Annotated in this window: 29 protein-coding genes; 2 read left to right on the top strand and 27 right to left on the bottom strand. The window is 46.6% G+C overall.

Annotated features, from left to right (window positions below; translation table 11 throughout):
• Window positions 1-7 precede the first annotated feature (7 nt).
• The 10 genes from INR79_RS07205 to INR79_RS07160 form a co-directional block, all read right to left on the bottom strand.
• On the bottom strand, window positions 8-964 hold the full coding sequence (locus tag INR79_RS07205; RefSeq protein ID WP_223096599.1) for an electron transfer flavoprotein subunit alpha/FixB family protein: 957 nt from the start codon (window positions 962-964) through the stop codon (window positions 8-10).
• On the bottom strand, window positions 964-1734 hold the full coding sequence (locus tag INR79_RS07200; protein WP_022593541.1) for an electron transfer flavoprotein subunit beta/FixA family protein: 771 nt from the start codon (window positions 1732-1734) through the stop codon (window positions 964-966). Before INR79_RS07200 ends, INR79_RS07205 begins: the two co-directional genes overlap by 1 nt.
• The gene (locus INR79_RS07195) at window positions 1731-2183 is read right to left on the bottom strand and encodes a hypothetical protein (protein WP_022592228.1); all 453 of its coding nucleotides are present in this window, start codon (window positions 2181-2183) and stop codon (window positions 1731-1733) included. The genes INR79_RS07200 and INR79_RS07195 overlap by 4 nt, the downstream gene beginning before the upstream one ends.
• On the bottom strand, window positions 2183-3832 hold the full coding sequence (locus tag INR79_RS07190; RefSeq protein ID WP_022592229.1) for a GMC family oxidoreductase: 1650 nt from the start codon (window positions 3830-3832) through the stop codon (window positions 2183-2185). The genes INR79_RS07195 and INR79_RS07190 overlap by 1 nt, the downstream gene beginning before the upstream one ends.
• Before the next feature lie 136 nt (window positions 3833-3968).
• Window positions 3969-4754: an ABC transporter ATP-binding protein gene (locus tag INR79_RS07185; RefSeq protein ID WP_022592230.1), complete on the bottom strand. Its 786-nt coding sequence runs from the start codon at window positions 4752-4754 to the stop codon at window positions 3969-3971.
• A gap of 91 nt (window positions 4755-4845) precedes the next feature.
• Window positions 4846-6186 (bottom strand): ABC transporter substrate-binding protein, encoded by a 1341-nt coding sequence (locus INR79_RS07180; RefSeq protein WP_200765609.1) that lies wholly within the window; start codon window positions 6184-6186, stop codon window positions 4846-4848.
• A 78-nt stretch (window positions 6187-6264) separates the two neighbouring features.
• Complete coding sequence (locus INR79_RS07175; RefSeq protein ID WP_022604459.1) at window positions 6265-7332, bottom strand: branched-chain amino acid ABC transporter permease; 1068 nt, start codon at window positions 7330-7332, stop codon at window positions 6265-6267.
• A gap of 2 nt (window positions 7333-7334) precedes the next feature.
• A complete protein-coding gene (locus tag INR79_RS07170; RefSeq protein WP_223096597.1) occupies window positions 7335-8216 on the bottom strand; it encodes a branched-chain amino acid ABC transporter permease in 882 nt (293 codons plus the stop codon).
• A gap of 54 nt (window positions 8217-8270) precedes the next feature.
• Window positions 8271-9041 (bottom strand): ABC transporter ATP-binding protein, encoded by a 771-nt coding sequence (locus tag INR79_RS07165; protein WP_004401257.1) that lies wholly within the window; start codon window positions 9039-9041, stop codon window positions 8271-8273.
• Complete coding sequence (locus INR79_RS07160) at window positions 9034-10005, bottom strand: hypothetical protein (protein WP_223096595.1); 972 nt, start codon at window positions 10003-10005, stop codon at window positions 9034-9036. Before INR79_RS07160 ends, INR79_RS07165 begins: the two co-directional genes overlap by 8 nt.
• A 233-nt stretch (window positions 10006-10238) precedes the next feature.
• Here INR79_RS07160 and INR79_RS07155 point away from each other — a divergent pair, with 233 nt between their 5' ends.
• A complete protein-coding gene (locus INR79_RS07155) occupies window positions 10239-10883 on the top strand; it encodes a TetR/AcrR family transcriptional regulator (RefSeq protein ID WP_004401255.1) in 645 nt (214 codons plus the stop codon).
• A gap of 102 nt (window positions 10884-10985) precedes the next feature.
• On the opposite strand, the gene yidD is transcribed toward INR79_RS07155, so the two are convergent.
• From yidD to INR79_RS07105, 10 genes are all read right to left on the bottom strand, one after another.
• On the bottom strand, window positions 10986-11309 hold the full coding sequence (gene yidD, locus INR79_RS28250; RefSeq protein WP_410482897.1) for a membrane protein insertion efficiency factor YidD: 324 nt from the start codon (window positions 11307-11309) through the stop codon (window positions 10986-10988).
• Window positions 11310-11314: 5 nt separating this feature from the next.
• Window positions 11315-11851: a GNAT family N-acetyltransferase gene (locus INR79_RS07145; RefSeq protein WP_223096591.1), complete on the bottom strand. Its 537-nt coding sequence runs from the start codon at window positions 11849-11851 to the stop codon at window positions 11315-11317.
• 70 nt (window positions 11852-11921) lie between these two features.
• Window positions 11922-13661, bottom strand: coding sequence for an ABC-F family ATP-binding cassette domain-containing protein (locus INR79_RS07140; RefSeq protein ID WP_223096589.1), 1740 nt, complete (start codon window positions 13659-13661; stop codon window positions 11922-11924).
• A 376-nt stretch (window positions 13662-14037) separates the two neighbouring features.
• Window positions 14038-14325, bottom strand: a complete 288-nt coding sequence (locus INR79_RS07135) for a PAAR domain-containing protein (protein WP_004401251.1) — start codon at window positions 14323-14325, stop codon at window positions 14038-14040.
• A gap of 215 nt (window positions 14326-14540) precedes the next feature.
• Window positions 14541-15317, bottom strand: a complete 777-nt coding sequence (locus INR79_RS07130; protein WP_004401250.1) for an IclR family transcriptional regulator — start codon at window positions 15315-15317, stop codon at window positions 14541-14543.
• A gap of 150 nt (window positions 15318-15467) precedes the next feature.
• Complete coding sequence (locus tag INR79_RS07125) at window positions 15468-16571, bottom strand: mandelate racemase/muconate lactonizing enzyme family protein (RefSeq protein ID WP_223096587.1); 1104 nt, start codon at window positions 16569-16571, stop codon at window positions 15468-15470.
• 42 nt (window positions 16572-16613) lie between these two features.
• Window positions 16614-17480 (bottom strand): fumarylacetoacetate hydrolase family protein, encoded by an 867-nt coding sequence (locus INR79_RS07120; RefSeq protein WP_223096585.1) that lies wholly within the window; start codon window positions 17478-17480, stop codon window positions 16614-16616.
• Between the two features lie 43 nt (window positions 17481-17523).
• The gene (locus INR79_RS07115; RefSeq protein WP_004402973.1) at window positions 17524-18282 is read right to left on the bottom strand and encodes an SDR family NAD(P)-dependent oxidoreductase; all 759 of its coding nucleotides are present in this window, start codon (window positions 18280-18282) and stop codon (window positions 17524-17526) included.
• Between the two features lie 10 nt (window positions 18283-18292).
• On the bottom strand, window positions 18293-18613 hold the full coding sequence (locus tag INR79_RS07110) for an L-rhamnose mutarotase (RefSeq protein ID WP_223096583.1): 321 nt from the start codon (window positions 18611-18613) through the stop codon (window positions 18293-18295).
• Window positions 18614-18622: 9 nt separating this feature from the next.
• Complete coding sequence (locus tag INR79_RS07105) at window positions 18623-19489, bottom strand: amidohydrolase family protein (RefSeq protein WP_223096581.1); 867 nt, start codon at window positions 19487-19489, stop codon at window positions 18623-18625.
• 363 nt (window positions 19490-19852) lie between these two features.
• Between INR79_RS07105 and INR79_RS07100 the strand changes: the two genes are divergently transcribed.
• The gene (locus INR79_RS07100) at window positions 19853-21604 is read left to right on the top strand and encodes a hypothetical protein (RefSeq protein WP_223096579.1); all 1752 of its coding nucleotides are present in this window, start codon (window positions 19853-19855) and stop codon (window positions 21602-21604) included.
• Window positions 21605-21964: 360 nt separating this feature from the next.
• On the opposite strand, the gene INR79_RS07095 is transcribed toward INR79_RS07100, so the two are convergent.
• The 7 genes from INR79_RS07095 to INR79_RS07065 all read right to left on the bottom strand — a co-directional run bounded on the left by INR79_RS07095 (window position 21965) and on the right by INR79_RS07065 (window position 26961).
• Window positions 21965-22282, bottom strand: a complete 318-nt coding sequence (locus tag INR79_RS07095) for a DUF5992 family protein (RefSeq protein WP_223096577.1) — start codon at window positions 22280-22282, stop codon at window positions 21965-21967.
• Between the two features lie 143 nt (window positions 22283-22425).
• Complete coding sequence (locus INR79_RS07090; RefSeq protein WP_223096575.1) at window positions 22426-22965, bottom strand: MOSC domain-containing protein; 540 nt, start codon at window positions 22963-22965, stop codon at window positions 22426-22428.
• A 153-nt stretch (window positions 22966-23118) separates the two neighbouring features.
• Window positions 23119-23289 (bottom strand): hypothetical protein, encoded by a 171-nt coding sequence (locus INR79_RS07085; RefSeq protein ID WP_223096573.1) that lies wholly within the window; start codon window positions 23287-23289, stop codon window positions 23119-23121.
• Window positions 23290-23351: 62 nt separating this feature from the next.
• Window positions 23352-23783, bottom strand: a complete 432-nt coding sequence (locus tag INR79_RS07080) for a hypothetical protein (protein WP_223096571.1) — start codon at window positions 23781-23783, stop codon at window positions 23352-23354.
• A 9-nt stretch (window positions 23784-23792) separates the two neighbouring features.
• A complete protein-coding gene (locus INR79_RS07075) occupies window positions 23793-24512 on the bottom strand; it encodes a hypothetical protein (RefSeq protein ID WP_223096569.1) in 720 nt (239 codons plus the stop codon).
• 254 nt (window positions 24513-24766) lie between these two features.
• A complete protein-coding gene (locus INR79_RS07070) occupies window positions 24767-25798 on the bottom strand; it encodes a LacI family DNA-binding transcriptional regulator (RefSeq protein WP_022592247.1) in 1032 nt (343 codons plus the stop codon).
• 65 nt (window positions 25799-25863) lie between these two features.
• Window positions 25864-26961, bottom strand: coding sequence for an ABC transporter ATP-binding protein (locus INR79_RS07065; RefSeq protein ID WP_223096567.1), 1098 nt, complete (start codon window positions 26959-26961; stop codon window positions 25864-25866).

Below are 26961 nucleotides of genomic sequence, written 5' to 3'. Positions count from 1 at the left end.
TTGCCGTTTACCCCCCAGCTTTGATTCGCTCGGTTAGCGCTGGCAGAACATTAAACATGTCGCACACCGCACCATAGTGGGCTTTATTAAAAATAGGCGCTTGTTCATCCGAATTTAATGCGATGATCAAGTCCGATTCCTGCATGCCTTCAAGATGCTCCGGAGCACCGGATACACCCGCCATCAAATACAGTTTCGGTTTTACTTTTGTTCCCGATTTCCCTACCTGATGCGCTTTGGGTAACCAGCCCGCATCAATAACAGGACGCGACCCACCAACCTCGGCTTCCAACGCTTCAGCCAGTGCTTCCACAACAGGTAACTTTTCCTTTCCACCCAAAGCACGACCTACACATACGATCCGATCCGCTTTCGTCAGATCAACGCCATCACTATCCGGTTCAAGCATTCCTACAAACTGAATACCTGAATTCCCTAATCCGGAAACATCAAAAGCGACAATTTCCGGTGCTGGACCTGCTTCCATCTCATATTTGACGGCTCCGGGCATAACGGTCACAACAGCGGGTAGTGAAACATGGTTTCGAGCAAGTACTTTGCCGCCATAAACCTGAGAAGTTACCGACAGCGCATCGCCATCAATCGCCATTTCAAGGGCGTAAGCAACCAAAGGAATAGACTGTGCGTGTGCAACACCACCTGCCAAATCAACCCCGGCAGTGCTGTAGCTCAAGAGGACTAAATCAGGCTGAACCTGTTCAACGGCCTGGTTCAGACAAACCATTACCTCACCCGATAAGTAATTTGCGAACAGGGGATTCTCAACAGCCAACAGTTGCGAGACAACGGGAAGCTGCGATGCAATGGTGCTGACTGCCTCCCGATCCTGAGCACACACCAGCGCGGTGATTTCATGGTTCAGGTGAGACGCCATCTGAATCAGCTCCAGTGAGGAGTCCGCAACTCGCCCTGAATCATGTTCGATAAGAATTAAACTCTGCATCAGACAAATCCTTTTTCCTTCAACAGTTGATAGAGCTGCTCTGAGATCTCTTCAGGTTCGCCTTCCAGCATCTCTGCACCATCTTCCAAGTCAGGCAGTGCAAGCTGAGCATCTTCAGAGGCGTCGTCAGGCAAATCTAAATCCAGCGCCAGATCAGGCACCTCAACCTTGAGCAATTCTCTCAAGCGGCTTCCTGAAACAAATCTGGGAGGCTGAGTTGCAGCCTGAACACCAATGACCGTGGGAGTTGTCAGGCTAAGAAGCGCTGCACGACCGCCAGAATATTCCTGCCGGACAATGACTTTGTTTTCGTCAATGCGAACATCAGAGACCGCACTCACCTGAGACCACCCAAGGTGCCCCGCCAGATGCGGAGCCAGTTCGCCATACACATCGTCGGTTGAAAGCACACCAACCATGACGACATCTGGTTTCACTTCCTGAATGGCTTCCGCGTAAGCAGAAGCGACCCGGCGAGATGAGCGGCTCTCTTCTTCATCTATGTCCACGGGAATTTGATAGACAGCGTCAGCATCTCTTGCCAATGCGGTTTTAAGCATTCGGTTACTGCCTTCATCTTCCAATGCAATGGCTGTTACATGAGCGCCATAGGATTCCTTGAGCAGGACTGCCTGCTCAAGTGCCTGATCATCGAACGGGTTTAAATCCAATCCGATCCACTCTCTATCAATGTCACGCTCATCCTCAGTCAGTTCGATTTCTTCCGAAAGGACTGGGTTGAGCCTCAAAATGACCGCAATTTTCATCATTCCTCCTTCTGTGCCTCTACCGAAGGTGTTGGCCGATAAATAGAACCGCGCCTTGCCACTCTGGCCAGCATGCCGTTGGTCATGTACTCTGGCGTTTCATAAGGGTCATAGGGCGCTGGCTCCTGTCCGGGATAGCCGATGACTTCTCTGACTCGCTCTGACAGCAGGTAGCCACCAGAAACGACATTGGTTATGGCATCAAAGGCGCGTCGGTCTTCATTGCACAGTGCATTCATCGCTTCAGAGATGTCTTTTCCATCCACAAAATGAACGCCACGCATAAAATCCGGAACGAGGTCGGGTCGAACAGAGAACACCTTATCGAGTATCTCCTTGTGAACGCCCACATCGGACGCCGCAGGTTTTTCACCATATTCAGGGATCAGAAAATCTGCGATTTTGGCGATGGTCTGCCGGATTTCTTCAGTCAGTTGGTTTGCTCCAGACATTATGAAACCTCCACATTTCTTGCTTCACGGATAATATGCATGGTCTGACGGTGGGCTACCGCCATGATGGTTGCTGTTGGGTTGACCCCGCCAGATGTTGGGAAAGTACTGCCATCAAAGATGAACAGGTTGGGCACATCATGCGCCTGCCCCCACTGGTTCACGACGGCATTTTCACGCTCGTTCCCCATTTTTGCCGTACCTAGCAAGTGCCAGCCGGATTCACGCATTTGCGGACATACCTGAGTTTCGATGGCCCCTGCCGCCAGTAACGCTTCTTCAGCTCGTGCGTTATGGAAATCAAGCAGCCTCGTTGAGTTTTCAGATGTTTTGTACACAATTTTGGGGGCTGGAATACCGTCAGAATCCGTAAGATCGCTGTCAATCGTGACCTGATTGGATTCTTCTGGAAGGTCTTCACCTATGATGGCGTACAGCCCTGTTCGGCCAAATCGGCGTTCAATCATGTCGTGCCAGTTGTTACCCCAGGCATCTTCTACTTTTCCGCCATCTTTAAAGACTTCAGATCCAACAAATCCTTTTGCACTCAATGGACCGCCACCGGACATGCCACCCCACTTGGCACCACGGACAAAGCCGCGGCTCTCATCGGTTTCATAGAATTCGAACGAATCAATCAGCATGCCGGATGGTCCTTGCCAGCTTTGCAAGTCATCAGGGAAGTGCCCCATGACCAGTCCGAATGGATGCATCATTAAGCGTTTACCTACCAGGCCTGAATTGTTGGCTAAACCGTTAGGGAATGTTTTGGAGATCGAATTGAGCAGAATACGTGGCGTACCAATGGTGTTGGCGCAAAGAATCACAACCTTTCCGCGTTGACGACGCTCCCTGCCATTTTTGTCGATGTAAATGGCTCCGGTTACGCGCTGTTTATCGTCGTCGTACTCAATTTCACGCACACGCGCGCCAGAGATAAGTTTCAGGCCACCTCTAATCGCTTCCGGGAAAAGCGCTAAGTCTGGCGACCATTTCGCTTTTTCGTTACAGCCGAACATGCAGGTTCCCCTTCTGGCACAAGGGTTGAGCCCGTTGTAGGGAACCGAAGGAATCGCATTGGAACCCGGCCACCAGTGCCAGCCAAGTTTGTCCAGACCTTGTGCTAGTCGATTCCCGACTTTACCTATGGGTATGTTGGGTGTCGGGTAACCAGACTGAGGCGGATAGGCAGGGTTGCCTCCTGTTCCAGACAAACCAATATCGTGTTCAACGGCAAGTAAGTGCGGCAGCAAGTCTTCGTAGGTGAATGGCCAGTCATCCGCCACACCATCTAACGTTCTTACTTTGAAATCAGAAGGAAGGAAAGGCACCCAGTGTCCAGCCCAGATGGTTCCGCTTCCACCGACTGCCGAGGCCATCAATGGTTCGATGTCACTTTCTGCTGTATTGATTGGGTAATCACGTTCGCGATCACGAATATTCGGAGCGGGATGCCATTGCTTACCACCCGCCAGCTCAAATTCCGGTTTATCGCCAGGGTATTCCCCCGGATCAACCCAGTCACCCTGCTCCAAAGTGACAACAGACATCCCCGCTTTAACCAGGTATCTTGCTGCCACAGAACCAGACGGTCCTGAGCCGATAATGACTACATCAGCGATTTCAGATTCTTTGACTCGTTTGCTCATGTCTTACCATCCTTACAGTGTTCAGCAGAGGCAGTATTTCGGAACCGCACTGTGCCGTTCTATGCGTTATTGATGTGTTATCTTTAATCCATTGTGTATTTTTCTAACTTGTTATTTTTATTTGTATTTTGCTTTTTTAATGTGCTTCTTCCGGCGCGTTACCTAAGTAGATTTGATGTAAATCGTCCCTTTGTGCGAGATCCTGAGCACTTCCTGAAAGCACTACTTTTCCGCTGTCTATCACGTAGGCACGATGCGCGTATTTCAGGGACTGACGAATGTTCTGTTCCGCAACAAGAAAGGACATCCCTTCTTCTTTGTTGAGTGAGGCAATGATCGAAAAGATTTCCTGAACCAGAATGGGAGCTAGCCCCATTGAAGGCTCATCAAGCAAAACCAACTCTGGTCTGGTCAGCAGAGCCCGACCAATGGCTAACATTTGCTGTTCGCCACCGGAACACATACCCGCCTGAGTGGCGCGCTTTTCCTTAAGCCTTGGGAACCAGTGATAAACGCGTTCCAGATCCGTTTTCACTTGCTGGTTAGATAGCTTGTGCAGAAAAGTGCCGCTTTTCAGATTTTCTTCAACCGTCAGGCGCGAAAAGACGTGTCTGCCTTCAAGTACATGAACAATATTGCGATGCGCCAGCCGGTGAGCAGCCACACCGATATTGCTTTCACCTTTGAACTGGATGCGCCCTTTGCTTACCTTGGCTCGGTCTGCATGTACTAATCCGGAAATCGCTTTTAATGTGGTACTTTTCCCCGCTCCGTTTGCGCCTAAAACCGCCACAATTTCGCCACGATTTACAGTAAGAGAAACATCCGACACAGCGAGTACAGATTCGTCATAAATGACTTCAATCTGGTCTACCACTAGCAGATCCTGACTCGCTTCATTTCCGTTCTGCTGACGATTCATGCATCCTCCCTGGATTCACCTTGTCTATCGGCTTCGGTCTTGCCCATCGGAGATGTGGACAAGCCTGAAGGCTCATCCACAATTCCAGTCCTTATGGGTTGCTTGGATCCCGAGGTGTGATTCCCTGCTCTTTTGCAAACGCCGCTGATTTTTCTGCGATGAGCGGAGCAATCAGCGATTGGTCACCTTTGATCCAGTCAGTGATGAGCTTAAATTTAGTGCCATCCCATTCCTGAATACGCGCGGCGCCACCACCTTCGTGATCACCCGGCGTTACTTTCAGCTCCTGCAGCAAACCAACCATGCCAAGCTCTTCAAGGCGCTTGTTGTCTATCACCATGTTTTCAAGACCCCAGCGCATTTCTTCGCCATTGATTGGACGATTTCCGAACTTGGTCATCGCGGTTCGCATCCCTTCAACAGCAAGTGCGGCATTCACCATACCGATGTTGTAATACACGGTGCCGAAGCCCCTCAGGTCTTTAAGGTCGGTTTTGCCTGTGTTGATGATTTCTTTGCGAAGACGCTTATGGATGTCAAAGTCCGTACCACCTGGATAAGGAGCCAGAGCTTTGTAGCCGATTGCCGCAGCACCCGCTGGAATCATGTCGGTTTCAGAACCCGCCCAGACATCACCAATCATCTTGTTGATATCAATACCGAATCGCTTAGCGGTTTTGATGCCGACAGGGGTCATGACACCCCAGGTTCTCAGTACCACCCAATCCGGACGAATACCGCGAACCTGACGCCATATTGCAGACTGTTCACTACCGGGGTGTGCGACTGGGATCTGAATGTTTTCAAACCCGTATTTTTCAGCCAGTTTCACCATGATGGGTTGAGACGAACGTCCGTACCCTGAGTCGTGGTAAACGGTAACGATCTTCTTGCCCTTGAGAGCGTCAAACCCACCTTCCTGCTGAGCAATGTATGCCATAGCTACATAGCCCTGAGAGTAATAAGTAAACAGCAATGGGAATTCATAAGGGAACACCAAGCCGTTTAACGATTCAGGTCGCCCTCCAGCGGGGTCAATCAAGGGGATTTTGTCTTTTCTGGCGCGTTCACCCAACGCATAGGTGGCGGGGGTTGAGTGCGTCATAAAGAAGGCGGTTGGCGAACCGTCCTTTCCGTTTTTAATACGCTCGTAAACCTCAACCGCTCGGTCGGGGCTGTATTCTGTCTCAAACTCTTCGACGTTCAGTTTCACGCCATTAATGCCGCCTTCCACTTCATTGATGTAATTGAAGTAGTCGATTTCGCCAGCAAACCAGGGGGCACCACTTGAGGCGTAGGGTCCGACCCTATAAGTCGGGAGTGGTACAAATTGTTCTGCTCCGTTCGCAACCGAAGACACAACGGGTGCAAGCAGTGAGGACAACACAATACCGGTGACGCAAAGACTCCGTGAAATGTAGTTTTTCATCATATGCTTCCTTGTTGATGGTAGCCGAATCCGCGACTACTCAGTCGTTGTGGAAAGAAATGCTCAACCTTTCCGTTTTGCTTATATTCTGAGTGGCCAGTTCCTTATGCGTGCTGACAAGTTACTGACCATTCGGGTAATTCCCTCTGGCTCTTTAATCAAGAACCAGATGATGAGTACGCCAAATATGACTTTGTTGAGGTTGGACAAAATGCCCGGGTCGATGCTGCCGCCGAGAAAAGTCTTCACGAAATAATCAATGGAGATTGGCAGTAAGAAGATGAAGGCTGCGCCAATGTAGCATCCGCGAATTGAGCTCATACCACCAATAATAATGATGAACAGGATCTGAAATGAGCGTTCAATCTGGAAACTTAACGTACTCGCCGTTCCAAGAAAGATGAAAGCCCACAAAGCACCAGCAATGCCGAGATAAAAGCCACTAACAGCAAAGGCTAAGGTTTTGTATTTTCGGGCATTGATCCCGATGACTCCGGCGGCGGTATCCATATCCCGTATCGACATCCAGTTTCTTCCGATCGGGCTTTTAACCAGATTGCACGCCACCCAGGTGAGACCGAAGATGACAAGAATGGAGAAGTAATAGCGAACCGTTGAAGAATCGTTAATATCCAACCCAAACAATTCCATAGGTGGCAAAGAAATAGTGGGGACAGCGCCATAGTTGTAGAACCACGCAACCTGAGTAAATAACCACTCAATAAAGAACTGAAGCGTCAGGCTTGTGACCATGACATAGAAGCCTTTCAGCCTCGAACTCGGTAGACCAAACAGAAAGCCTACAATTGCCGCAACCACTCCACCCAGCAAAATGGTTAAAGGTAAAAACAGAATGTTTCCGTGCACGGCAAAGGCGTAGGTTGCGTAAGCACCAACAGCCATAAAGCCACCCGCACCCAGCGACACTTGACCTGTGTAGCCCGTCAGTAAGTTCAGCCCTATGCCTGCCAGAGCCAGAATCAGTACGGGCAGCAATACCGCGGAGACCCAGTATTCAGACATCACCGCTGGAAACAGAACCGCGAGCCCAATGACTAAGATAAGAGAAAGCCGCTTTTGAGGTCTCTTAAACGTATTGGAGGGTAAAAATTTGTTGGCAACCTGTACTTGCGCGTCCATGCTCGACATTTTCAAACCCTCTCTACCTGAATTTCACCGAATAACCCGGCTGGGCGAACATACAAAAACAGCAGAGCAAGCAAGAACGCAAACCAGGATGAGATGCCACCGCCAATGAGTGGTCCCAGATAAGTTTCTGCTAACGCTTCACCTGCACCCACAATTAAACCACCGACAATGGCTCCGCCTATTGAGGTAAAACCACCAATAATCAGCACGGGCAGTGCTTTAAGCACAACAAGCGACAGTGAAAACGCAACTCCCTGGCGTGCGCCCCAGACCATTCCGGCCACCAGTGCCACTACGCCAGCAACAAACCAGACAATCTGCCAGATGCGGTTCAGGTTTATACCTATGGTTTGTGCCGCTCTGATGTCGTCGGCAACTGCCCGAAGAGAAATACCCAATCTTGTTTTGTTGAACAGGCTGGCCAGAACCGCAACCAAGGTAACGGCAATGAGGGCAGCATAAAGGTCGAACTCACTAATCAGTATGTCTCCAATAAAAATCGGGAGATCTTCAATGCCGATATCAAGAGCCCGAACTTCCGCGCCCATTAGCCCCTGAGCAAGCCCTTCGACGACGTAAGACAAACCCAGGGTTGCCATAAAGAGGGTCATTGGGCTTCGGTTTGCCAAAGGTCTCAGTACCGTTCTTTCAATCACAACGGCACCCATGCCAAGAACAAACAAGGTGAGAATAATCGCGATAAAAAACGGTATGCCGGAATCTATCAGGGTGACTAACGTTAGGGCCGCAAACAGAAGAATCGAGCCCTGGGCATAGTTGAACACGCCGCTGGCTTTGAAAATCAGAACAAATCCTATCGCCACCAGGGTATACATGGTTCCTGCCAGTAATCCGCCTATCAGCGTTTCGATAAAGATATTCATAGCCAGAAACTCCATACGAAACAGACAGAGAAGACAGAATTAAATGAATTGAAGTTACTCATTATCTTCTCCAAGGTAGGCCGCTATAACCTCAGGGTTGTTTTGAACATCTTCCGGAGTGCCGTCCCCGACTTTTCGTCCGTAATCAAGTACAACAACGTGATCAGACAGATTCATCACCATATTGATGTCGTGTTCAATCAGGACAACCGTTACGTTCAATTCCTGATTGATTGAAAAAATGAATTCTGCCATTTCGAGTTTTTCATCTTTATTCATCCCTGCCATCGGTTCATCCAGCAGCAACATATCTGGTGACGATGCCAGTGCTCTTCCCAGGCCGACGCGCTTCTGGACACCATAAGCAAGGTTTTCAACCACCGTGTCTCGGTGCGCCTGAAGATCCAGAAACTTCAATACGTGCTCCGCTCGTTCACGAAACATTTTCTCTTCACGCTTGGCAGAAGGCAGGTTCAATGCATGAGCGAAAATGCCAACGGTTGAGTGTCTGGATAAGCCAGTGAGAACGTTATCTAACACACTCATTTTCTTGAACAGTGCGTTGTTCTGAAACATTCGCCCGATTCCCCGTTTTGCCGCTTCCAGGGGATGCATCTTTTTGAAATGCTCCTGGTTAAACACTATTTCCCCAGAATCCGGTCGATAGACACCATTCAGAATATTCAGCATTGAGCTTTTTCCCGCGCCGTTAGGACCGATCAATGAGCAGATCTCGCCTCGGGCGACTGAGAAGGAAAAATTGGAAATCGCTTTTACCCCTTTGAAGGATAATGAGATATCACGAACGTCTAAGATGCTATCCATGAGCGTTCTCTCCTTCTAAATGAACAGAAGCAAGACGTGAGTTAACCGGATTGACTGCGGACAAATCCGTATTATTTAGCCGACTGAAGCCGTTAATTCTTTTCAGACGTGTCATCAAAAGTTGTGACCACCAGCTCCGGTATCCCTTGAGCGCTTTAGTTGAAAGTGAGAGCGCCAAGCCCTTTTTTGTGGGGAGCCGGCTTTGAAAGTCCTTCGCATATTTACCAAGACGATCTTTGGAACAAATCAGGTGGGTAGGTTGAATCTCAACCCGGTCGCGACCAGATGACTCCGACGACTCTGGAAATGCAATAGCGAGATGATCTTGTGTGGTGGTATCAAAAAGAACCTGAATGCCTGATTGCCAATCGGTAGATTCGTCGCACCAGCCAATCTTGGTCTCTCCTGTTAACAATCCGTTCAAGTGTTCTGATACAGGCTGCAACTCTGGGCAGACTAGAACATTATCTATTGGTAGCGTCGTCCACTGCCCTACGGTGCGAGGCTCGCTTCCCGTAGTAAAGCAGGTAATAGAGTTTGATAACCGGAGGGACAGGCAACGATTCAAAGTTTGCCTTTTTTCAATGTAACAATGTGTCGGGGAATGGGCTTCAATCAGTTCCGACAGTTCTTTTTCATTGGCTGTCGACGGGATGGGGACCACTCGCCCTCCCATCGAGCAAACCGCCAAGCTCAAAACCAGAAGTTTTGGCTCATAGTTACCACTCACCAACAACACCGAATCAGACGAGAACCCTTTCTGGGCCAAACACAACACCGTGCTTTCGAGTGTTTTATGTAGCCAGGACCAATTAAATCCCAGCCACTCTCCTCGTGATTTGTGCACAAATACGAACTGATCTGGTGACTGGTTTGCCTTGAGCGCAATGTTATTCAAACCACTCGCATCAATGGAAACCTGTTCAGAAACTTTGGTCACGTTGGTCTGCAATCGACTATTCATATGCTTCCCTGGCTATGCCTTCAACACTTATTCGCTATCCTTGCGATGGTGCATGATTTCATATTTCTGTACCGTTCGGTCTGTACACATTTAAAGATCCTGTTTAACATTTTGTCAACAATTATTTTTCATTTAATTAATTTAACCTTGCTTTTTATCTAGATTTTATTTAACTTTCCAAACATATGGCATCGGAAGCAAAGTTGGGAATAGTCATCCCATTACATATATAATTGTACCGAACAGTCCGAATTTTCCGGACAAGGAGCAAGATTCTGAAAGATACAAAACAGGCAGCAAAAATCCGACAGATTGCTGCAACACTATTTGCTGAAAAAGGGTTCAATGGTGTGGGTGTGGCAGAGCTTGGTGAAGCAACCGGGCTTGGGCGCGGTGCGCTTTATCACCACATTGATACCAAGGAAAACCTGCTGTATGACATTTCCTCACGCTATATCGTTGAACTGGTTGAGGCGGGGAGAGAGATCACTGCGAATCAGATTGATCCGGCAGAGCGCGTGAAAAGCCTGAGTCGTCACCTGATGCACGTTATTAGCATGCACCTAGCGGAAATGACGGTCTGTTTCAGGGAAATTCACTCTTTAACCGGGGATCGATACCAGGCGGTTGCAAACCTGCACGCCGAATACCAACAGATTTGGGAAGATGCTTTTGCAGCAGGATCAGCTCAGGGACAGTTCAGAAAGATAGACAAAACTGCCGTTAAAGGTCTGTTAGGTATGTTTTTCTACAGCTTCCTGTGGCTTAAACCCGGCGGACGCCAGTCGGAAGAGGAAATAGGCAATATATTCAGTGATTTGGTACTCAGAGCCATTGGTGCACAAGGGTATTTAGAGGAAAATCAGTTCTTCGAATAAGAATACGCTGTTCTATTTGCTCAGAGTTCAAAAAATGCATGAACATGACATGTATAGGGAGTTTGCTGCTTGGTGCTCAAAGCAGCATTCTCCTGAGTGTATTTACCAACAATCGCAGGAACAGTCAGAGCAATCTTTTTTCAATGACAACGCGTCTACACAGCAACTTGCATTGTCACAAAATTGACCGTTTTCTTTTTTGTCTTTTTTCTTTTTCCTCTCTCGCTTCAAAGTATCGTTTGCGACTCTGCATGCGGAAAAACGCTGTGAAATTCTTGTTCTTGATGAAAACACGCCGTGTTTCTGAATGATCTTTTTTACTGCTTCAGAACAGGAATCCCCTTGGTGTAAACAGGCATGTGCGCATCGAAACCCCTTATATGGAGAGATAAAGCGTTGATAAAACTTAATCAGCAGAATCGCCATGTATTTCATTGAGTACCCTTTTCCCTTAGCTGTTCCCACTCTTCTTTTAGTATTCCGTATCTTATGGAATCGTAATATTTCCCGTTGTAAAAGCGCACTTTGCGCAGTTGTCCTTCGAGCTTAAAACCAAGTTTTTCGGCGCATCTCATCATCGCTGGATTGCCCGACCAAGTTGTCAGCCCCACTCTTTCTAGCTCTCGTGTGGCAAATATGTGTGAGACCCACTGAGTCAGTGCCTGATGTGCTATGCCCTGCCCCCATGCTCTGGAGTCGTAGATCACCACACCAGATTCTAACCAACGGGTGTTTTCGTCTTCCCAATAGCAGCTAACTGTACCCACTGGCTTGCCATTCCATTCAATGACCTGTATGTCTTCACCTTTGAGAAGCCGCTGGAATGTGGTTGTTCGAAACACGTCTTCCGTTGGGCGGGTGTAGCCAAAGTAAGGACCGTTGTATTTCGTCCATTCTTCGTCTTTGGTGACCAAGTTATGCAGAGCCTGACATTCGTCTGCAAACGCTTTTCTGATAATGACAGTCATGGAAATTACCTAAAAACAGAACTCAGGATAAAAAGAAGCTCCCCATTTGGAGAGCGTTCAGTTTTATATCTTATAGGTTTAACTTACTATTAATTAAAGCAATTTCTTCTCGCCATTGTGACTGAAGCTTTGGTTTTTGATGCTTAGGCTTTCGAGCCAGATCGTCTTCAAGCAGAGTCTCCAGTTCAAAGAGCTTTTCCAGTAGTTGCTCTTCGTCCGTCTCATTACCCCCTTTAGACTCGACCGACGCTTCAACAACGGTTTCGCGCCTATCTGAAACCAGTTCTGATTCAGCCAGTTTCTGATAAGCCAGATTCACGTCCAGAAACGACTCAAGTTTGCCATCATCAACCAGCCAAAAGCGATTGCACGCCGTTTCGATCAACTGACGATCGTGGCTAACCACCAGTGCCCCACCTTCAAATTTTTGCAGAGTATCAAAGAGCTCTTCCTTGCCTTCTAAATCGAGGTGGTTGGTAGGCTCATCCAGCATCAGTAAGTGGTAGTTTGCCAATGTCAGACCGATGAACAGCAAGCGCGAACGCTCCCCGCCGCTCAACTCACCGACTTTTTGGTGATGCCGCTGAAATGGAAAACCTGCACTAATCAGCGAGCGTTTACGCGTTTCTTCTGGCAGATTGCCATAGGGGTAAAGTGCATCCAGTAAGCTGGCATTCCCGTCCAGTTGTTCAAGGCTCTGGTCGTAATACCCGACACGTGCCCGGTTATGGATCGTAATGCCTTCTGACGAAAGCAAGTGTTCGTCACTGTTAAGAAGATGGCTCTGCCATAACATCCTCATTAGCGACGACTTACCGCTACCATTACGTCCAAGAATCGCGACCTTGTCGCCACTTTTTACCTGTTGGTGCATTACGTCAAACAACACAGCAAGTTCAGGCTGAGCCCTCACCTGAGTATTTTCCAACTCCAACAGGCGATTGGCTGGCATACTTTCTCCTGATAAGGAAAGTGTCCAGGGCGAGCCTTGTGTCAGCTCAGTTTGTTGCTCGACTAACCGTTCCTTTCGCTTTTCCATGGTTTTGGCTTTACGGGCTAAGTCTTCGTTATCGTAAACCTTTCCCCATATCGCCAGCCGCTTGGCACTTTTTTCAATGCGATCAATTTCCTTCTGCTCAGCTTTATGGCGAGCTTCATCGGCGATGTCTTTCTCTGCTAATGCAGCTCTCGCTTTGCTGCAAGGCAAATCAAAACAATGCAGTGTTTTGTCTCGCATGATCCAAGTTGTGTTGGTTACGTTGTCCAGTAACGTCTGGTCGTGCGAAACCAATACAAAACTGCCTCGCCACTGCTTGAGGAACTGTTCAAGCCAGAGTAATGTCGGCAGATCCAAGTGGTTACTTGGCTCATCCAACAGCAGTAAGTCTGGCTCCTGAATTAACGCCCGAGCAAGCAACAACTTCATGTGTTGCCCTCCACTTAGGGAAGAGGCGGCTTGTTGCCATTGGCTTGGTACAAACCCAAACTCCGCCAGCATGGCTTCAACGCGCCATACTTCATCGACGTTGGTGAGCTTTTCTGCCAATGCATCTAACAGGCTTGCGTGTTGAACATCTTGTGGCAGTGTTTGTTCCACGCTTGCCACTACACATCGTCTTGCTTGGGTAATGGTTCCGGTATGAGTGTCATTTTTGCCGCTCAATGCGCTCAGTAATGAGCTTTTACCGCACCCATTGTGTCCAATGAGTCCTATTTTGTTACCTTGTTGAAGAGTGAAAGAAATCGCTTCAAACAGAGTGTTCGAAGGTTGTTCAATAGTAAGAGATTGTGCTGATAATAAAGTACTCATGAGTTTCTCAAGAATTGCAGGCACGAAGCCTTTGTCAAACTACGCTGACAACAATCCAGAAGCTCGAGAGAAGAGCACTCCAAATAGAAATGTATTTTGTCTTTCGCTCAAGCCAGGATTATCGCAGCACGATATCGCAATGTCTTGAGTGGTTCACTATAGCAAAGTGACGTGCGCTGAATGGGCGACACACTAACATAACTAAATCCTCCTTTTCTTCGTTACAGGCACAGTGCCTTGGTGATTCGGTAGCGTGATAATAGATATATCACCAGACAAAGAACAGCTTTGCGAAACGTCACGCATAAAAAAAGAGAGGTGGGTCACCTCTCTTTCGTAATCGATTGTCACTGACTTACATCCTTTTCGCTTAGGATCAGCCAATCAGCACCGTTGGATTTCCTGCGACGATTTTGCCACCATGGTCGGTGCCATCTCCCATTCTTGCAGCAGGTTTACCGTTGATAAAAACAGAGCCAGAGCCTTGTTTGATGGTATCTGGAGGACCGATACACACTAAGGTATCGCCTTTTCTCGCAGCGGGTAAACCGCCAATCAGAACATTTCCAGAACCGCTGACCACGGGTCCCCCTACATGAGGAACTTTAGCTGTAACCTTAGGGCAGACATGCATTGATGTAACGGTGGCAGCAGGTTTTCCCATCACCAACTCCTAACATTTATATAAAATTGATTTAATAACCTAGAACACCAGGTGGTTTATATCAATGCCAGGAATTAGTGGTATGGACAGTCATCCGGTAAAGTTGCAGCTCAATCACACTTTGTCGATTTAATAACCAAAAATGTACAGGCAAACTTTTACTTTGCTTCAGTATCCAATCCCAAAGAAATGAAAGAACAAGATAATTTAGGGGCTTAGTGATGCAAATTGCCACCCAACTGGTCGCTTAGGTAATCCGCCGCCTCCTGCATTGCGTCACGACACATTTTGCGCTTGGCTCGGTTGTCGCCTTCCACACTCTCAATCATAGGAATAGTCAAACAGGCGATGGCTTGCCCAGAGTAATCCACAAGCGGGACAGAAATGTTGACCACACCTTTAATCACGTAGCTTTTGCGCTCTTCGTAGCCCTTCTTGCGAACTTTGGCTAACTCTTCACGAATCGCATTGGTCTCTTCATCAGTACCAGGAGGGTGAGCAACAATAAACTGGTCCAGCTCGGATTTAGGAGAGTGCGCCAATATTACCCGACCAGACGACGCTTTCCAGACATCAAGTTTTGCGCCTAGGCGAACACTCATCAAGTGATAACCCGGTGAATCTACCTGCCCAATCACGAGCACACTGCCCTCAGAGATGATCGCCAGATGCACAGATTGCTGTAGCTTCTCCGACAGTGCATTCATTACCGGCACGGCAAGTGAGGTCAGTCGTTTAATTTTTGGATATCGGTGCGACACTTCAAACAGCTTCGTTGTGAGTGCGTAACGGTCGGTGTGGGGATCAAGGGAAAGGTAGCCTCTGTCGCAGAGTACCACCAGCATTCGGAATATTTCCCCGACGCTGCGCCCTAGCTCTCGGGCGATTTCTACCTGCGATAAACCGGATGCGTGGTTAGATAAAACTTCTAGGATATCCAACCCCTTTTCCAAAGCGGGAGCTTGGTATTTTTTCTCTGCTTTCGTGTCCAAATGCTTTCCTTAATGAATGAACCAACAGGGCTACGCCCATGTTACTCAATCGGATAACAAGTTTCATCAGAGAAAACCAGTTTCGTATCACGGCTGTGACCTAGCTTTTCAGAGACCACTATTTACATAAGGACTTGCTCTGTGATCTGACTAAGTAATCACCTTATTAGTCCGAGTTTCCGATTGAATTTTGTCCCAGTCCCAAGCAATACCCAAGCCGATATCGGTTGGTGCCTGTGCCTTCCCATCAATAATGTTGAGCCTGCTGCTGGAAATAGAACCTAGCTGAGGAATGAACTCCAACCAGCGACTGTTCGGAACCGCACAACAGAGTGATACGTGCAATTCCATTAAAAAGTGCGGGCAAACTGAAACGTTGTACGTTTCCGCTAAATGCGCCACCTTCAACCAAGGGGTAATACCGCCAATTCTCGCCACATCGACCTGTACAATATGACACGCGCCTTGCTCCAGATACTCTCTGAATCCTCGTGTTCCATACATGGATTCACCCACCGCAATTGGCAGACCAGCCGTTGCACAAAGCTGCGCGTGACCTGAAATATCTTCTGCTGGCATAGGTTCTTCCAGCCAGCTTATGCCTAAATCGGCAAATGCCCGACCGCGTTTTATCGCCTCGTCTCGGCTAAAGCTTTGGTTGGCATCAACCATGATGTGGTAGTCATCCCCAACCTGTTTTCTCACGTGTTCTAGCCTGCGAATGTCTTCTGCCAAAGAGGGCGAACCCACTTTAACCTTTGAACCACCAAAGCCTTGTTTCTGCACTTCAATCGCATCTTCTGCAAGCTGTTCTGGCGTGAGATGTAGCCAGCCACCTTCGGTGGTATAGAGCGGGATTTCGGGTTTGGCTCCACCAGCAACTTTCCAAAGTGGAAGCTGTGCTTTGATGGACTTTCTGTCCCAAAGAGCCGTGTCTATCGCGGCCAATGCCAGAGAAGTTATCGCCCCCACTGACGTTGCGTGACTGTGGAAATACAGATCACGCCAGATTTGCTCAATGCAGTCTGGATCTTTGCCAATAAGCTGAGGAAGAAGATGATCATGAAGCAAAGCGACGACCGACGACCCACCAGTGCCGATGGTGTAGGTATACCCTATCCCCGTTACGCCGTCACTATCTGTAATTTTGACCATTGGGGTTTCCTGGCACACAAACGACTGAATGGCGTCGGTGCGCTTAACCTCTGGTTCTAGATCTACCCAATACAGCTCTGCTTTCTCAATGGTTGCCATGGTGGTGCGTCCTTTGCTCCATGTTTTTTAAAAGTGTTTCACTTAGTTTTGCGAATTCTCGTAGGTAATCGCAGTCTGACTTGAAGTGCCAAGCCCATCGATTCCAAGTTCGACAATATCGCCCTCTTTCAGGTAGCGAGGAGGGTTAAAGCCCAACCCCACACCAAAAGGCGTGCCTGTGGAAATCACATCTCCGGGAAGTAAGGTCATATACTGACTGATGTAACTCACCTGTTTAGCAATGGAGAAAATCATGTCGCTGGTGTTGCTGTCTTGCAGCATTTCACCATTCAGTGACAGCCAGAGCCTTAGGTTTTGCGCATCCGAGCATTCGTCTGTGGTCACAACATAAGGACCAAGCGGCGCAAATGAGTCGCAGCTTTTTCCTTTCACCCACTGACCTTCCTGCTCAAGCTGGAATTCTCGTTCTGAATAGTCATTGTGAAGCACGTAACCGGCGACGTGCTCTAACGCATCTTCTTCCGACACATAACTTGCACGCTTACCGATTACAATCGCCAGCTCAACTTCCCAATCGGTTTTCTGGCTGTTTTTAGGGATGATGATGGGATCGTTCGGACCACATAAAGAACTGGTGGCTTTCATAAATAAAACCGGCTGCCCCGGGATAGGCATCCCAGATTCTTCGGCGTGCTTTTTATAATTCAACCCGACACAAATGATTTTCGAAGGTCGGCAGATTGGGGCTCCATAACGTTCGTTCTCGCCAAACTCTGGGCAATTCCCCTGATGTTCATCAAGCCACTCACTGAGGCGTTTTGGTCCGTCTGAACCAAAGAAAGATTCAGTATAATCCTCACCAAACGCACTGACGTCGATGCGTTTTCCGCTATTCAGTTCGACGCCAGGCTTCTCGCTGCCGGCTTCTCCTACTCGAACAAGTTTCATGGTTGTATTCCTTCACTATCAAAATGATTTAAATCGATAAAAATCAGCGTAACTGGGTGACACCGCCGTCAATGTCATACGCAGATCCTGTAATAAATCTCGCTTTGTCACTGCACAAAAACACCGTGAGATCGGCAATTTCTTTCGGGGTTCCCATCCGACCAATTGGCTGGTATTCGCTGAGCGTTTTAAACATTTCCTCTTTGGTGTCTGGGTAGTGTTTCTCCAGATACCCATCAACAAACGGAGTGTGTACACGTGCCGGACACAGGCAGTTGCAACGAACACCTTTCGCCACGTAGTCTCTTGCGATACTTAAGGTCATTGCGAGTACTGCGCCTTTTGACGCGGAATAGGCAAAGCGGTCGGATATGCCCACTTTGGCGGCAATGGAAGAGAGATTGAGAATGGCACCCTGTGCTTTTTCAAGCAGTGGCATGGCATGCTTTGAGAAAAGAAATAACCCATTGACATTAACAGAGAAAACTCGCTCCAGTTCAGAAAGAGAGGTATTTTCAAGCGAGCCGATAGACGCAATACCCGCATTGTTAACCAGAGCATCCAGACGACCGATTTGGCTTTCTATTGCAGCGCAAACACTGGCAACATCACTTTCACTGGACACATCACACTGAAAGGTAGAAACCTTATCCGTATTGAACTCTTTCGACGCATCTTCAAGTTGCTGTGAATTCACATCAACCAGCACAACGTGCGCTCCGGCATCATGAAACCCTTTGGCGATAGCCAGACCAATACCCGATGCTGCCCCGGTTACTAACGCAACTTTTCCCTGCAACATGTCATTCTCCTTATTTCTGTTCGAAAACCTGTTCCATTGTCAGCCACCAGTCTTCACCTGCTTCTGGCAGAGGTTGCTGCATGGGTTTCATCCATGCCCACCATTTTTGCGTTGTCGGATCGGCTGCCATCTCCGCCATATCACTTTCGAAGTCCTCTCCTACATATTCGAAGTAGGCGAAGAGCAAGCCGTTGTGATGAAAAATGGAGTAATTCTGAATATGTGATGCTTCGATCTGAGCCAGTACTTCAGGCCACACTTCGGCATGGGCTTTTACGTATTCATCGTAATGTTTTGGCTTCAACTGGATGACCTGACCAAACTTTTTCATGGTATCTCCTCAGTTCCCTACTCGAGACAAATAGACATTTTCCGCGGTTTTGAAATAGAGGTTTTGCTTTTCCGAGTCGCTCCAATGCGCCACAAGATCATCCAACCTGGATTGCCACGCTTGTGCAGGCTCAACCAAGGTGCAGACTGGCCAGTCGGAACCAAACATTAAACGTTCCGAACCAAAGGACGATTTCAGCCAGGCGATCACTTCCACTAACGTTGCCTCGTTTTTCGACAAGTCCCCAGCCTGCGTGACTAATCCAGACACTTTGCACACTACGTTGGAGTGCGCCGCGATGGAGGCGATGTTCTGTTGCCATGTTTTATACGCAGATTCGTCTTCAACATAAGAGGCAATGGCGGGTATGCCACCGTGATCCAGTACAAACTGGGTGCTAGGGCACTTCTTAATTAACGCAGCCGCATCGGCGAGTTCTTGAGGTCGAATACAAATATCAAAAGAGAACCCCTGTTTCCCCATCGCCTGCACACCTTTGACAAACGCTTCTGAAAGGCAGTGACCTGCTTCCATTTCTGGGGTATGGAGTACTTGCCTGAAACCGGCGACATGAGGCGCGTTGGTTCGAACAGAAGAAAGGTATTCATCAATATCTGCTCTGGTCACTTCAATGGATGCCACCATTGCCGCAAGCGGTAATTCAGGGTTCTGACAAAGCTTGCCTACGTACTCAATTTCCGCATCTCTCTGCTCCGGAACCACATCCACTTCTAAATACACCGACTTATCAACTTTCTTAAAATCAGAAAGATAGGCGTCGATACTGAACGTTTTGTTCAATGGTTCAAAATCGTTCACCCATGGAAGATTGAACTCGTCCAAATCCCATAGGTGCAGATGACTGTCAATGATCATCGCAGATCTCCTTATCGCGAACGACATTTTAAATATAAAATTACATTTTAAATACGATATGTAAATTCATTTTGGCTATTATTTGATCAATTTAGCAACTAGCGTGAAGCTGATCACAAGATCGTTCTCTTAAAGAATAGGACTACAAGCAGTAACTGGTTTGAAAGATAGGATTAGGCTTATGAAATGATGTAGAAAGCAGGATGATGGAAGGGGGAACAGCCAAAAAGTTAAATTGGTCACAAAATATAAAATGAATAAAATTGCAAAGGATTACAAAAAGTTAAGTTAACACAAAATTAATACTCGGCTCCCTACTTTACCTGACAGCTCAACTTTCTATTAAAATGTCAGGAAACCATAATGAAAAACGCGTTGTTAGCTTCCGCTGCACTTGGCTTATGTGCCTGCGGAGGAGGATCCGATTCTGGAGGCACTTCGCCTACCGACCCAGTACCCACTCACCCAATTCAACCTGGCAACGCGTTGGCCTGGACCTATGGTGCCCAAATCGATATTACAAATGGCGACTCTGTCAGAGCAAGAACCGATAATAAAGTGCACAAGATTACAGTGTTCAAGCCCGAAGCAAATGATGTCAATTCAATAACACTCAGAAATGCTCAACATCAATTACTTAAATCTGCACTTTGGACGGTGAAAAACCCAAGTGGCACAACAAATACGTATACAGAATTAGACTTTATTGTCCTACCCATAAGCGAGGTAGGCATCTACCATGTCGAATCTTGTGTGTCGCGAAGCAACACCATTACAAAGGCGTATCCATTTTGTGCGAAGCTTGAAATTGAAAGCGTAGAACCTACGGTGATAACCCCACCACCTATCATCAAATCACAAACAAGGACATTTAGCGCTTCAGATTTTGTAAGTGGATCAAACGCGCGGTTCGAACAAGCAAACTTCAGCACATCCAGCTCCAGACTCAGCCAGAATTCAAATCGAGGCTTGGTCACGGTTAACGCATCCCGAACCCAATTCACCTATGAAATGTTCGATGAATACGATTATCTTGCTACGGATTCTTCTGAGAACGTTAAAATTGATGCAAAAGTTGTCAGTGATACTGAAACAAGGCTTGTTAGGTTCGACCTTGTTATTAGTGGTGCAGATACTCAACCCACGTGCCATGCAGCGAATAGTACTCCTATTCCAGCAACGGCTCTTACAGACGAGACCTACACTTCTATAAATGTGGGAAATTGCATTGCTATTGGCGACCAAAACTTAAGTGAGACTTCTGGTTGGAAGGCATACAGTAAGGATACTAATGCGGTACAGTTGACAGGATTATTCCGTTACGCGGGCGTAGACTTTTCCGATAACGTGAAAGTGCTCTATTTGAAAACAACGGCGACTGGCAAGATCTCTTTTTCTAAGGAGGTTTATGGCGGTGACAGCGATGGGAACAGGAGTTGGAAGGTTAATGTAACGCCAGCCAACGTTGCGTCTCCAAGTGTCGACAATTGGCAAGACAAGCTATCCGCGCAAATCCAGCAAATTCCAACCATTTCAGCGACCGAGCCAGCTCAAGCTACAGAGTGGATATACCACTGGCGAGTGTATGACGAGACATTCGGCAAATCTCTGATAACCGCTGTTTCGACCAAAACACCTGAGCTCAATCTCGATAAGTTCTTAACCAGTAAGAACCTTAGCGTTGAACTGTATGTAGACAATAGGAATTTTACCAAGCACGTTTCTTTCCCACCCGGAGCAAAAGGCGAGCTTAAGAAATACGATCTGGACTTAACCGTAAGGGGAGATGAGCCTCAGCCGCCAAAAGCCATCGTATTGTTCAATGGTAAACGCTATGAAGCTCAAGCGAGACCGCATTCAATTAGGCTCGACAAGTCTATGGAAGCAGTGTTTGACGGCAGCCAGTCCGTATACAGCACGCAGGATCCATATTTAAGCTTCCACCACATACAAAACTCGAGCAACATTCACAATACCAATCGATTTAATGGCGTGGTTAAAACCTTTGATAATCTGGAAGACGTAAACCGATACTCTTTCTGCATCGCAGGTACTTTCCCTTGGAATAGCACAGAAAATCCGTGCGTGAATTTCATATTTTATTCGGCTAAGTAGCACTCAACAAAATCACCGTGGAGCAGAAAGCTTCACGGTGATTTTTTGTTTAATTGCCCTATATCTAGAGCCAAACGAAGAAACGTTAACGACGACAAGATCGTATTATGGCTTCCACTTGTCGTAAGCCATGCTTAATGAACGAAATGACAAAACAAAGTAGATAACTTTATTGTTCGAAATGAATTGGCTGCCAACGCAGCCAACTTAGAATTATTGCCAATTGATAGGCGGAAGGCTCACATGTGTTAACTGTCAATTGATGATCCGTTCTCGTCCTAAGACATGACGTAACCCATCGAAATTTGCTGAAACATTTCCTTTAGAGAAACGTATCTGACCGGGTGGGTGCTTGTATGGTTATTTCCTAATGGTAATGTATACAGCATGATCGCAAGTATCATCTCGGTAGTTGTGTACTCTTATTTTTGAATCACTAGCAAATGCAGTCAAAGCCATAGAAAAAGCGCGATCGTGTATTTCCTTGGTAGCAGCATCAGAGCGAGGGAACTTAATAGTTTTTCCTGAGCACGGTCCCGTGCCATTACTTACTATGATTTCAAACATATCCATGTTATTTCCTGTGTTTCTTACTTCAGTTATTACTCCATTGGTAACGATATCACCTGATAGCGCAGAAGTTGAAAATAACAATAATGGTAAAACAAACCTCTTCATATCATCCTCATAATTTAAACTTACTTATACCTAACGCCAGCTTAAACCGCAGACAACGCACAAAACAAGCCTCTGCACTGCGCCTTAAACACCTAATTTTCACCACAAACCCAAAATGCCAAACGTTGGGCTTATGCTATCTGTTAAACCCTTTTTAGGGGTTGAAATGGTTCCTCTGGCAACTCAACCACTATGCTGTCACCTGTCGATACTCGCCCACCTACTTTAACGATACCCATTACTCCAGCCTTGCGGACTAGTTTTCCTGAGTTGTCTTTACCTAAAACGGCAGACAATAACCCTGTCTGGTACCCCTCAATTTGCGGACAAGGGTTGCGGAGACCTGTAATTAGTACTTCCGCTCCACTGCTAAACCTAATTACAGTGTCTTTTGGTAAACCAAGCAAATCAATACCTGATGTTGTAATGTTTTCACCAAGTGATGCAGGCTCAACTATGAACCCTTTAGCATCAAGCTCGGCGAATAACTCATTATGAAGAAGATGAACTTGTCTAAGATTTGGCTGAGTTGGATCAACTTTGACTCTGGAGCGATGTTTTACAGTTTTCCCCCTATGAGCATCTCCTTCAACACCTTCCCCCTCAATCAGTAATATGGAATCAACAACCAATTTAGAAAAGTTATGCTCGGCACATTTACTCACTGAAACTACTTTTGGCATCCTTGCCTCCCTAGAATTAATAGACCTAAGGCGTTTATTTTCACCTATTGATTCTGAGTTTACTGTTATTTCATCATGAAATAGAGTTGAAGACGTTAACTTCTTGTGCTCTGATTTCAATTAGTCATCTTGTTAACTGGGGTGAATTAGATGTTATGCTTTTCCTTCAAATTTGGCTATCAAGCTGTCGATAAGCATTAAGTCATTAGCTTTTTCCATATACTCATCTGTGTCTTCATCCATTCTTGCCAATTGAAGCTGTTCTTTTTCCAGTCTCTCTTTCAAACAAATAGCTATGATACGCAGTTCTTTCGGATTAAACATTTTAACCTACCTTTGAATCCGAACTTTCAATAAAACAAGGTTGATCACAAGATTTATATGTATTAATTGGAATCGACGGGCGCCAGATTTAATATTTTTTCAATTTTCTTTTCAGCCTTATAAAAGTTTGTGCTTTTATAGCTTTGGATAAATTCTTTTTCTATATCATCCCCACGACCAAAGTCAGATGATATATCTATTTCATTACAATTTATTGTTTCGAGCAGCTGCCAAGATATTGGTTTTGTTAATTCAAAGTCACTTGTCATGCTTTTACAGAAAGGTCCATACTCCATACCTTCAACAAGTGTTGGTGGTATTACTACATTTATTCCAACTTTAGACTCTCGAAGTTGTTTTGTTTTGGTTGATAAATACATAATTCCATCAACACTTGGAGCATCGGTCGTAATCCACTGAAGCAGCATATTAGGAACCACATACTCAACATTGAAATTTGCACTTTCATTGACCTTGATATAGCTACAAGCCATTAGTAGAGGTCATAAAACAAAATGTCCTATTTGTTGCTCAAGGGATGGCTCATCACTCTCGAAATCGAAAAATAACAACTCCATGTCACTTTTCTTCATAGCTTCTAGAGAATATGCAAAATTTAAGAGACGTTTAGGGTTGTTATAATTGGCTGCATTTAATTGATAACTAGAGATGTAAAGAGAATCTAAATTTGGCTTGCCCATCTCCTGCCAGCAAACATAAATAGATGTTCCTAGGTATAGGCATGGTAAACCAGCAATCGAATACCTTTGAGCACCAACCAAGTGTCTCATATTAAATGGAATGTGGAACATATCTTTTCTTGCTGTCAAAGGCGACTCGCTCACCCTGACTCTATACAAGTAGTTAGGTTTGACACATACTTGCTTTAACTCCCGACTTAAATGTGAAATTGCATCTTTTATTATTTTATAACCCATCATTCTTTCAAATGTGTCATATGCTTTTCCAGAGTTACCGTTTAAGTATTCATCAATACACTTGAGAATGAGCTCGTTATTGCGCTGTATTTGGGGCAGATTCTTTTTCAATGTCTTTGCTAAACGTCCCCCCTTACGGGTGTACCTATCCAATTTATTCTCAAAGTCATCGAGCCTCTCCTGTAAGTCCTTTCTATATGACGACTTTGAAGAATCATAGCTAAATGGATGCCTTTGCTTTTTCCCTCTAAGTAAAGCAGTTAACAAACTTTGGTACTCTGACATACTTCCTCTTACACTTAACAGCTCTTAAACAACAAAATGTCCATATGATTTATCCACAAGTTGTCGTATAACACTCTTACAAAGTCTTTAGGTTAGCATGTAATACACTGAATTTTATATAAGTATTTGAAAACTGTTTAGTCAGTAAAAACATTGAAATGGACAAACTTGGGTAGAAAGCAGGCAACAAAAGTTTTAACAGAACTGTAAAAAAGATCAGTCGCTTTAAATTAGGTGTCGAATACGACTCGAATCTACGCACTGGTTCGGACGCACAACTCACTGTCTATCACACAACTCTTTAGAGGTTCTTTCCCTAAAATCATATGGGCGGCCAAGCGTCCTTTTTCTCTCTGAGCCTGGTGAATGGTGGTTAACCCTGCTGTTTTGGCTTGGGGAATGTCATCAAAACCTGAGATTCTTACATCCGTAGGAACATTCAATCCTGCATCTTGGCAAGCTTGCATCGCCCCTAATGCAATTACATCGCTCATACAAAGAATGACGTCTGGTCTGGTGGTTTCAATGGCTCGTTGTGCAGCGGCGTAGCCTTGTTCAAATTCGTTGTCTGGCACATTCCAGATGAACTCGTCCGACAGAAAATGACCTGTTTTGGCTTTCAGCACATTTTGCATACCCAGCAAGCGGCGATTTGAAACCGACAGATTTGGTGCAAGCAGATCGGACGTTTTTATCTGTTCGACTTCACGGGATGCGGTCAGGCGCAGCCCAAGAATACAGACTTGTTGGAACGGTTGACTCAGTGTGTGGGTGGCTATAAGCGAGGCGGCCCCTTCGTCGTCGGTATTAATGTGGCAGACACCATCGATATCGACGTCGACGGAAACCATGGGTTTATGCTGGCGTATCAGCCTTGCCAGCATTTCGTCATCTTTGGGGGGACCGTACACAATAAAGCCGTCGGCATACGCATCGAAAGAACGGCTTTCAGCAAACCCAACACGGCTGGGAAGCAGAAGAATATTGATATTTTCTTCATCAAACACTTCCGATACCCCCGTCAGAAACTGAGTGGCAATTGGGTCACTGAAGTTGTATTGCAGGTGCTCAGCCAGCGACACACCAATAATGCCTGACTTACCAATTTTCAGACTTCTAGCTGCCGCATTGGGACCGTAAAACCCCATTTTTTCGCACTCAGCGAGAATGTGTAAACGGAGTTTTTCGGACAACTGATTAGGGCGGTTGAACGCATTAGAGATGGTCGCCGTGGACACGCCCAAAGCGAGTGAAACGTCTTTTAGTGTCAGTTTTTTAGCGGTCATAATGCGTTCAACGTCCTGTTTTTACTCTATCAAACCACAAAAAGTGGGTCGGATAGACTAACAAATTATCTGCGTAATGTTTGTCCTTTTTCTGCGTCAAACAAGTGAATTGAATTCAAATCCAGATAGCCAGTGAAGAAATCTTCATCGGGCGAAAAATCATCGTCAGCTGGCACTTCCAGTGACAAAGGCTGGTCGCCAATTTCCGCACGGATCAGCATGCTGGCTCCCAGCAATTCGTAATCCACCAATTTGCATTTCACGGACACGTGATTGTCGTGTCCAACAAATTCAGGTTTAAGATGAATATCGGTCGGTCGAATACCTAACGTCACCTGGTTCCCAGCAGTTACCTGGTCAAACTGCTCTGGTATCTGAATACTGCCGCCATTCAGCGCAAGAGACGCTTTTCCTTCCGACTCGGAAACCGATGTGTCGATCATATTCATGCTGGGATTACCGATAAACCCTGCAACAAACTTGTTCACTGGCCGATTGAACACCTCTTTTGGTGAGCCGATTTGGGCAATCACTCCCTTCTCCATAATCACAATTCGGTCTGCCAGCGTCATTGCTTCAACCTGATCGTGTGTGACGTAGATGGTGGTGGTTTCAAGCTCGCGATGAAGCCCTTTGATTTCCGCACGCATCTGAGCACGCAGCTTGGCATCGAGATTGGACAACGGCTCATCAAACAAGAAAAGCTTAGGCGTTCGAACCATCGCCCGCCCCATCGCAACACGCTGGCGCTGACCACCCGATAGTGCTTTGGGTTTTCGCTCAAGCAGTGGGGTGAGTTCAAGTAAATCCGCCGCCCATTCGACTCGCTGGTCGATTTTATCCTTCGACATCTTTTTCAACTTGAGGGAAAACGCGATGTTGTCGTACACCGACATATGGGGGTAAAGCGCATAGCTCTGGAATACCATGGCGAGGTCGCGATCTTTCGGGTCGACGTCGTTGATGCACACATCATCAAGAAAAATTTCTCCACTGCTGATGTCTTCCAACCCTGCAACCATGCGTAAAGTTGTCGATTTACCGCACCCCGAAGAGCCCAGCAATACAACGAATTCCCCATCTTGAATTTCCAAATCAAACCCTTTTACTACCTGGGTTCCGCTGTAGTCCTTCTTGACATTTTTAAAGGTTACTGATGCCAT

Origin of the sequence: Vibrio sp. SCSIO 43132, assembly GCF_019904195.1 — a bacterium.
Lineage (GTDB): Bacteria > Pseudomonadota > Gammaproteobacteria > Enterobacterales > Vibrionaceae > Vibrio > Vibrio nigripulchritudo.
This window is presented reverse-complemented; position numbering and strand designations above follow the sequence as displayed.

Coding starts and splice junctions, on each gene's coding strand:
- INR79_RS07205 (WP_223096599.1), bottom strand. CDS start 964: ATGCAGAGTTTAATTCTTATCGAACATGATTCAGGGCGAGTTGCGGAC.
- INR79_RS07200 (WP_022593541.1), bottom strand. CDS start 1,734: ATGATGAAAATTGCGGTCATTTTGAGGCTCAACCCAGTCCTTTCGGAA.
- INR79_RS07195 (WP_022592228.1), bottom strand. CDS start 2,183: ATGTCTGGAGCAAACCAACTGACTGAAGAAATCCGGCAGACCATCGCC.
- INR79_RS07190 (WP_022592229.1), bottom strand. CDS start 3,832: ATGAGCAAACGAGTCAAAGAATCTGAAATCGCTGATGTAGTCATTATC.
- INR79_RS07185 (WP_022592230.1), bottom strand. CDS start 4,754: ATGAATCGTCAGCAGAACGGAAATGAAGCGAGTCAGGATCTGCTAGTG.
- INR79_RS07180 (WP_200765609.1), bottom strand. CDS start 6,186: ATGATGAAAAACTACATTTCACGGAGTCTTTGCGTCACCGGTATTGTG.
- INR79_RS07175 (WP_022604459.1), bottom strand. CDS start 7,332: ATGTCGAGCATGGACGCGCAAGTACAGGTTGCCAACAAATTTTTACCC.
- INR79_RS07170 (WP_223096597.1), bottom strand. CDS start 8,216: ATGAATATCTTTATCGAAACGCTGATAGGCGGATTACTGGCAGGAACC.
- INR79_RS07165 (WP_004401257.1), bottom strand. CDS start 9,041: ATGGATAGCATCTTAGACGTTCGTGATATCTCATTATCCTTCAAAGGG.
- INR79_RS07160 (WP_223096595.1), bottom strand. CDS start 10,005: ATGAATAGTCGATTGCAGACCAACGTGACCAAAGTTTCTGAACAGGTT.
- yidD (WP_410482897.1), bottom strand. CDS start 11,309: ATGGCGATTCTGCTGATTAAGTTTTATCAACGCTTTATCTCTCCATAT.
- INR79_RS07145 (WP_223096591.1), bottom strand. CDS start 11,851: ATGACTGTCATTATCAGAAAAGCGTTTGCAGACGAATGTCAGGCTCTG.
- INR79_RS07140 (WP_223096589.1), bottom strand. CDS start 13,661: ATGAGTACTTTATTATCAGCACAATCTCTTACTATTGAACAACCTTCG.
- INR79_RS07135 (WP_004401251.1), bottom strand. CDS start 14,325: ATGGGAAAACCTGCTGCCACCGTTACATCAATGCATGTCTGCCCTAAG.
- INR79_RS07125 (WP_223096587.1), bottom strand. CDS start 16,571: ATGGCAACCATTGAGAAAGCAGAGCTGTATTGGGTAGATCTAGAACCA.
- INR79_RS07120 (WP_223096585.1), bottom strand. CDS start 17,480: ATGAAACTTGTTCGAGTAGGAGAAGCCGGCAGCGAGAAGCCTGGCGTC.
- INR79_RS07115 (WP_004402973.1), bottom strand. CDS start 18,282: ATGTTGCAGGGAAAAGTTGCGTTAGTAACCGGGGCAGCATCGGGTATT.
- INR79_RS07110 (WP_223096583.1), bottom strand. CDS start 18,613: ATGAAAAAGTTTGGTCAGGTCATCCAGTTGAAGCCAAAACATTACGAT.
- INR79_RS07105 (WP_223096581.1), bottom strand. CDS start 19,489: ATGATCATTGACAGTCATCTGCACCTATGGGATTTGGACGAGTTCAAT.
- INR79_RS07100 (WP_223096579.1), top strand. CDS start 19,853: ATGAAAAACGCGTTGTTAGCTTCCGCTGCACTTGGCTTATGTGCCTGC.
- INR79_RS07095 (WP_223096577.1), bottom strand. CDS start 22,282: ATGAAGAGGTTTGTTTTACCATTATTGTTATTTTCAACTTCTGCGCTA.
- INR79_RS07090 (WP_223096575.1), bottom strand. CDS start 22,965: ATGCCAAAAGTAGTTTCAGTGAGTAAATGTGCCGAGCATAACTTTTCT.
- INR79_RS07085 (WP_223096573.1), bottom strand. CDS start 23,289: ATGTTTAATCCGAAAGAACTGCGTATCATAGCTATTTGTTTGAAAGAG.
- INR79_RS07080 (WP_223096571.1), bottom strand. CDS start 23,783: ATGGCTTGTAGCTATATCAAGGTCAATGAAAGTGCAAATTTCAATGTT.
- INR79_RS07075 (WP_223096569.1), bottom strand. CDS start 24,512: ATGTCAGAGTACCAAAGTTTGTTAACTGCTTTACTTAGAGGGAAAAAG.
- INR79_RS07070 (WP_022592247.1), bottom strand. CDS start 25,798: ATGACCGCTAAAAAACTGACACTAAAAGACGTTTCACTCGCTTTGGGC.
- INR79_RS07065 (WP_223096567.1), bottom strand. CDS start 26,961: ATGGCATCAGTAACCTTTAAAAATGTCAAGAAGGACTACAGCGGAACC.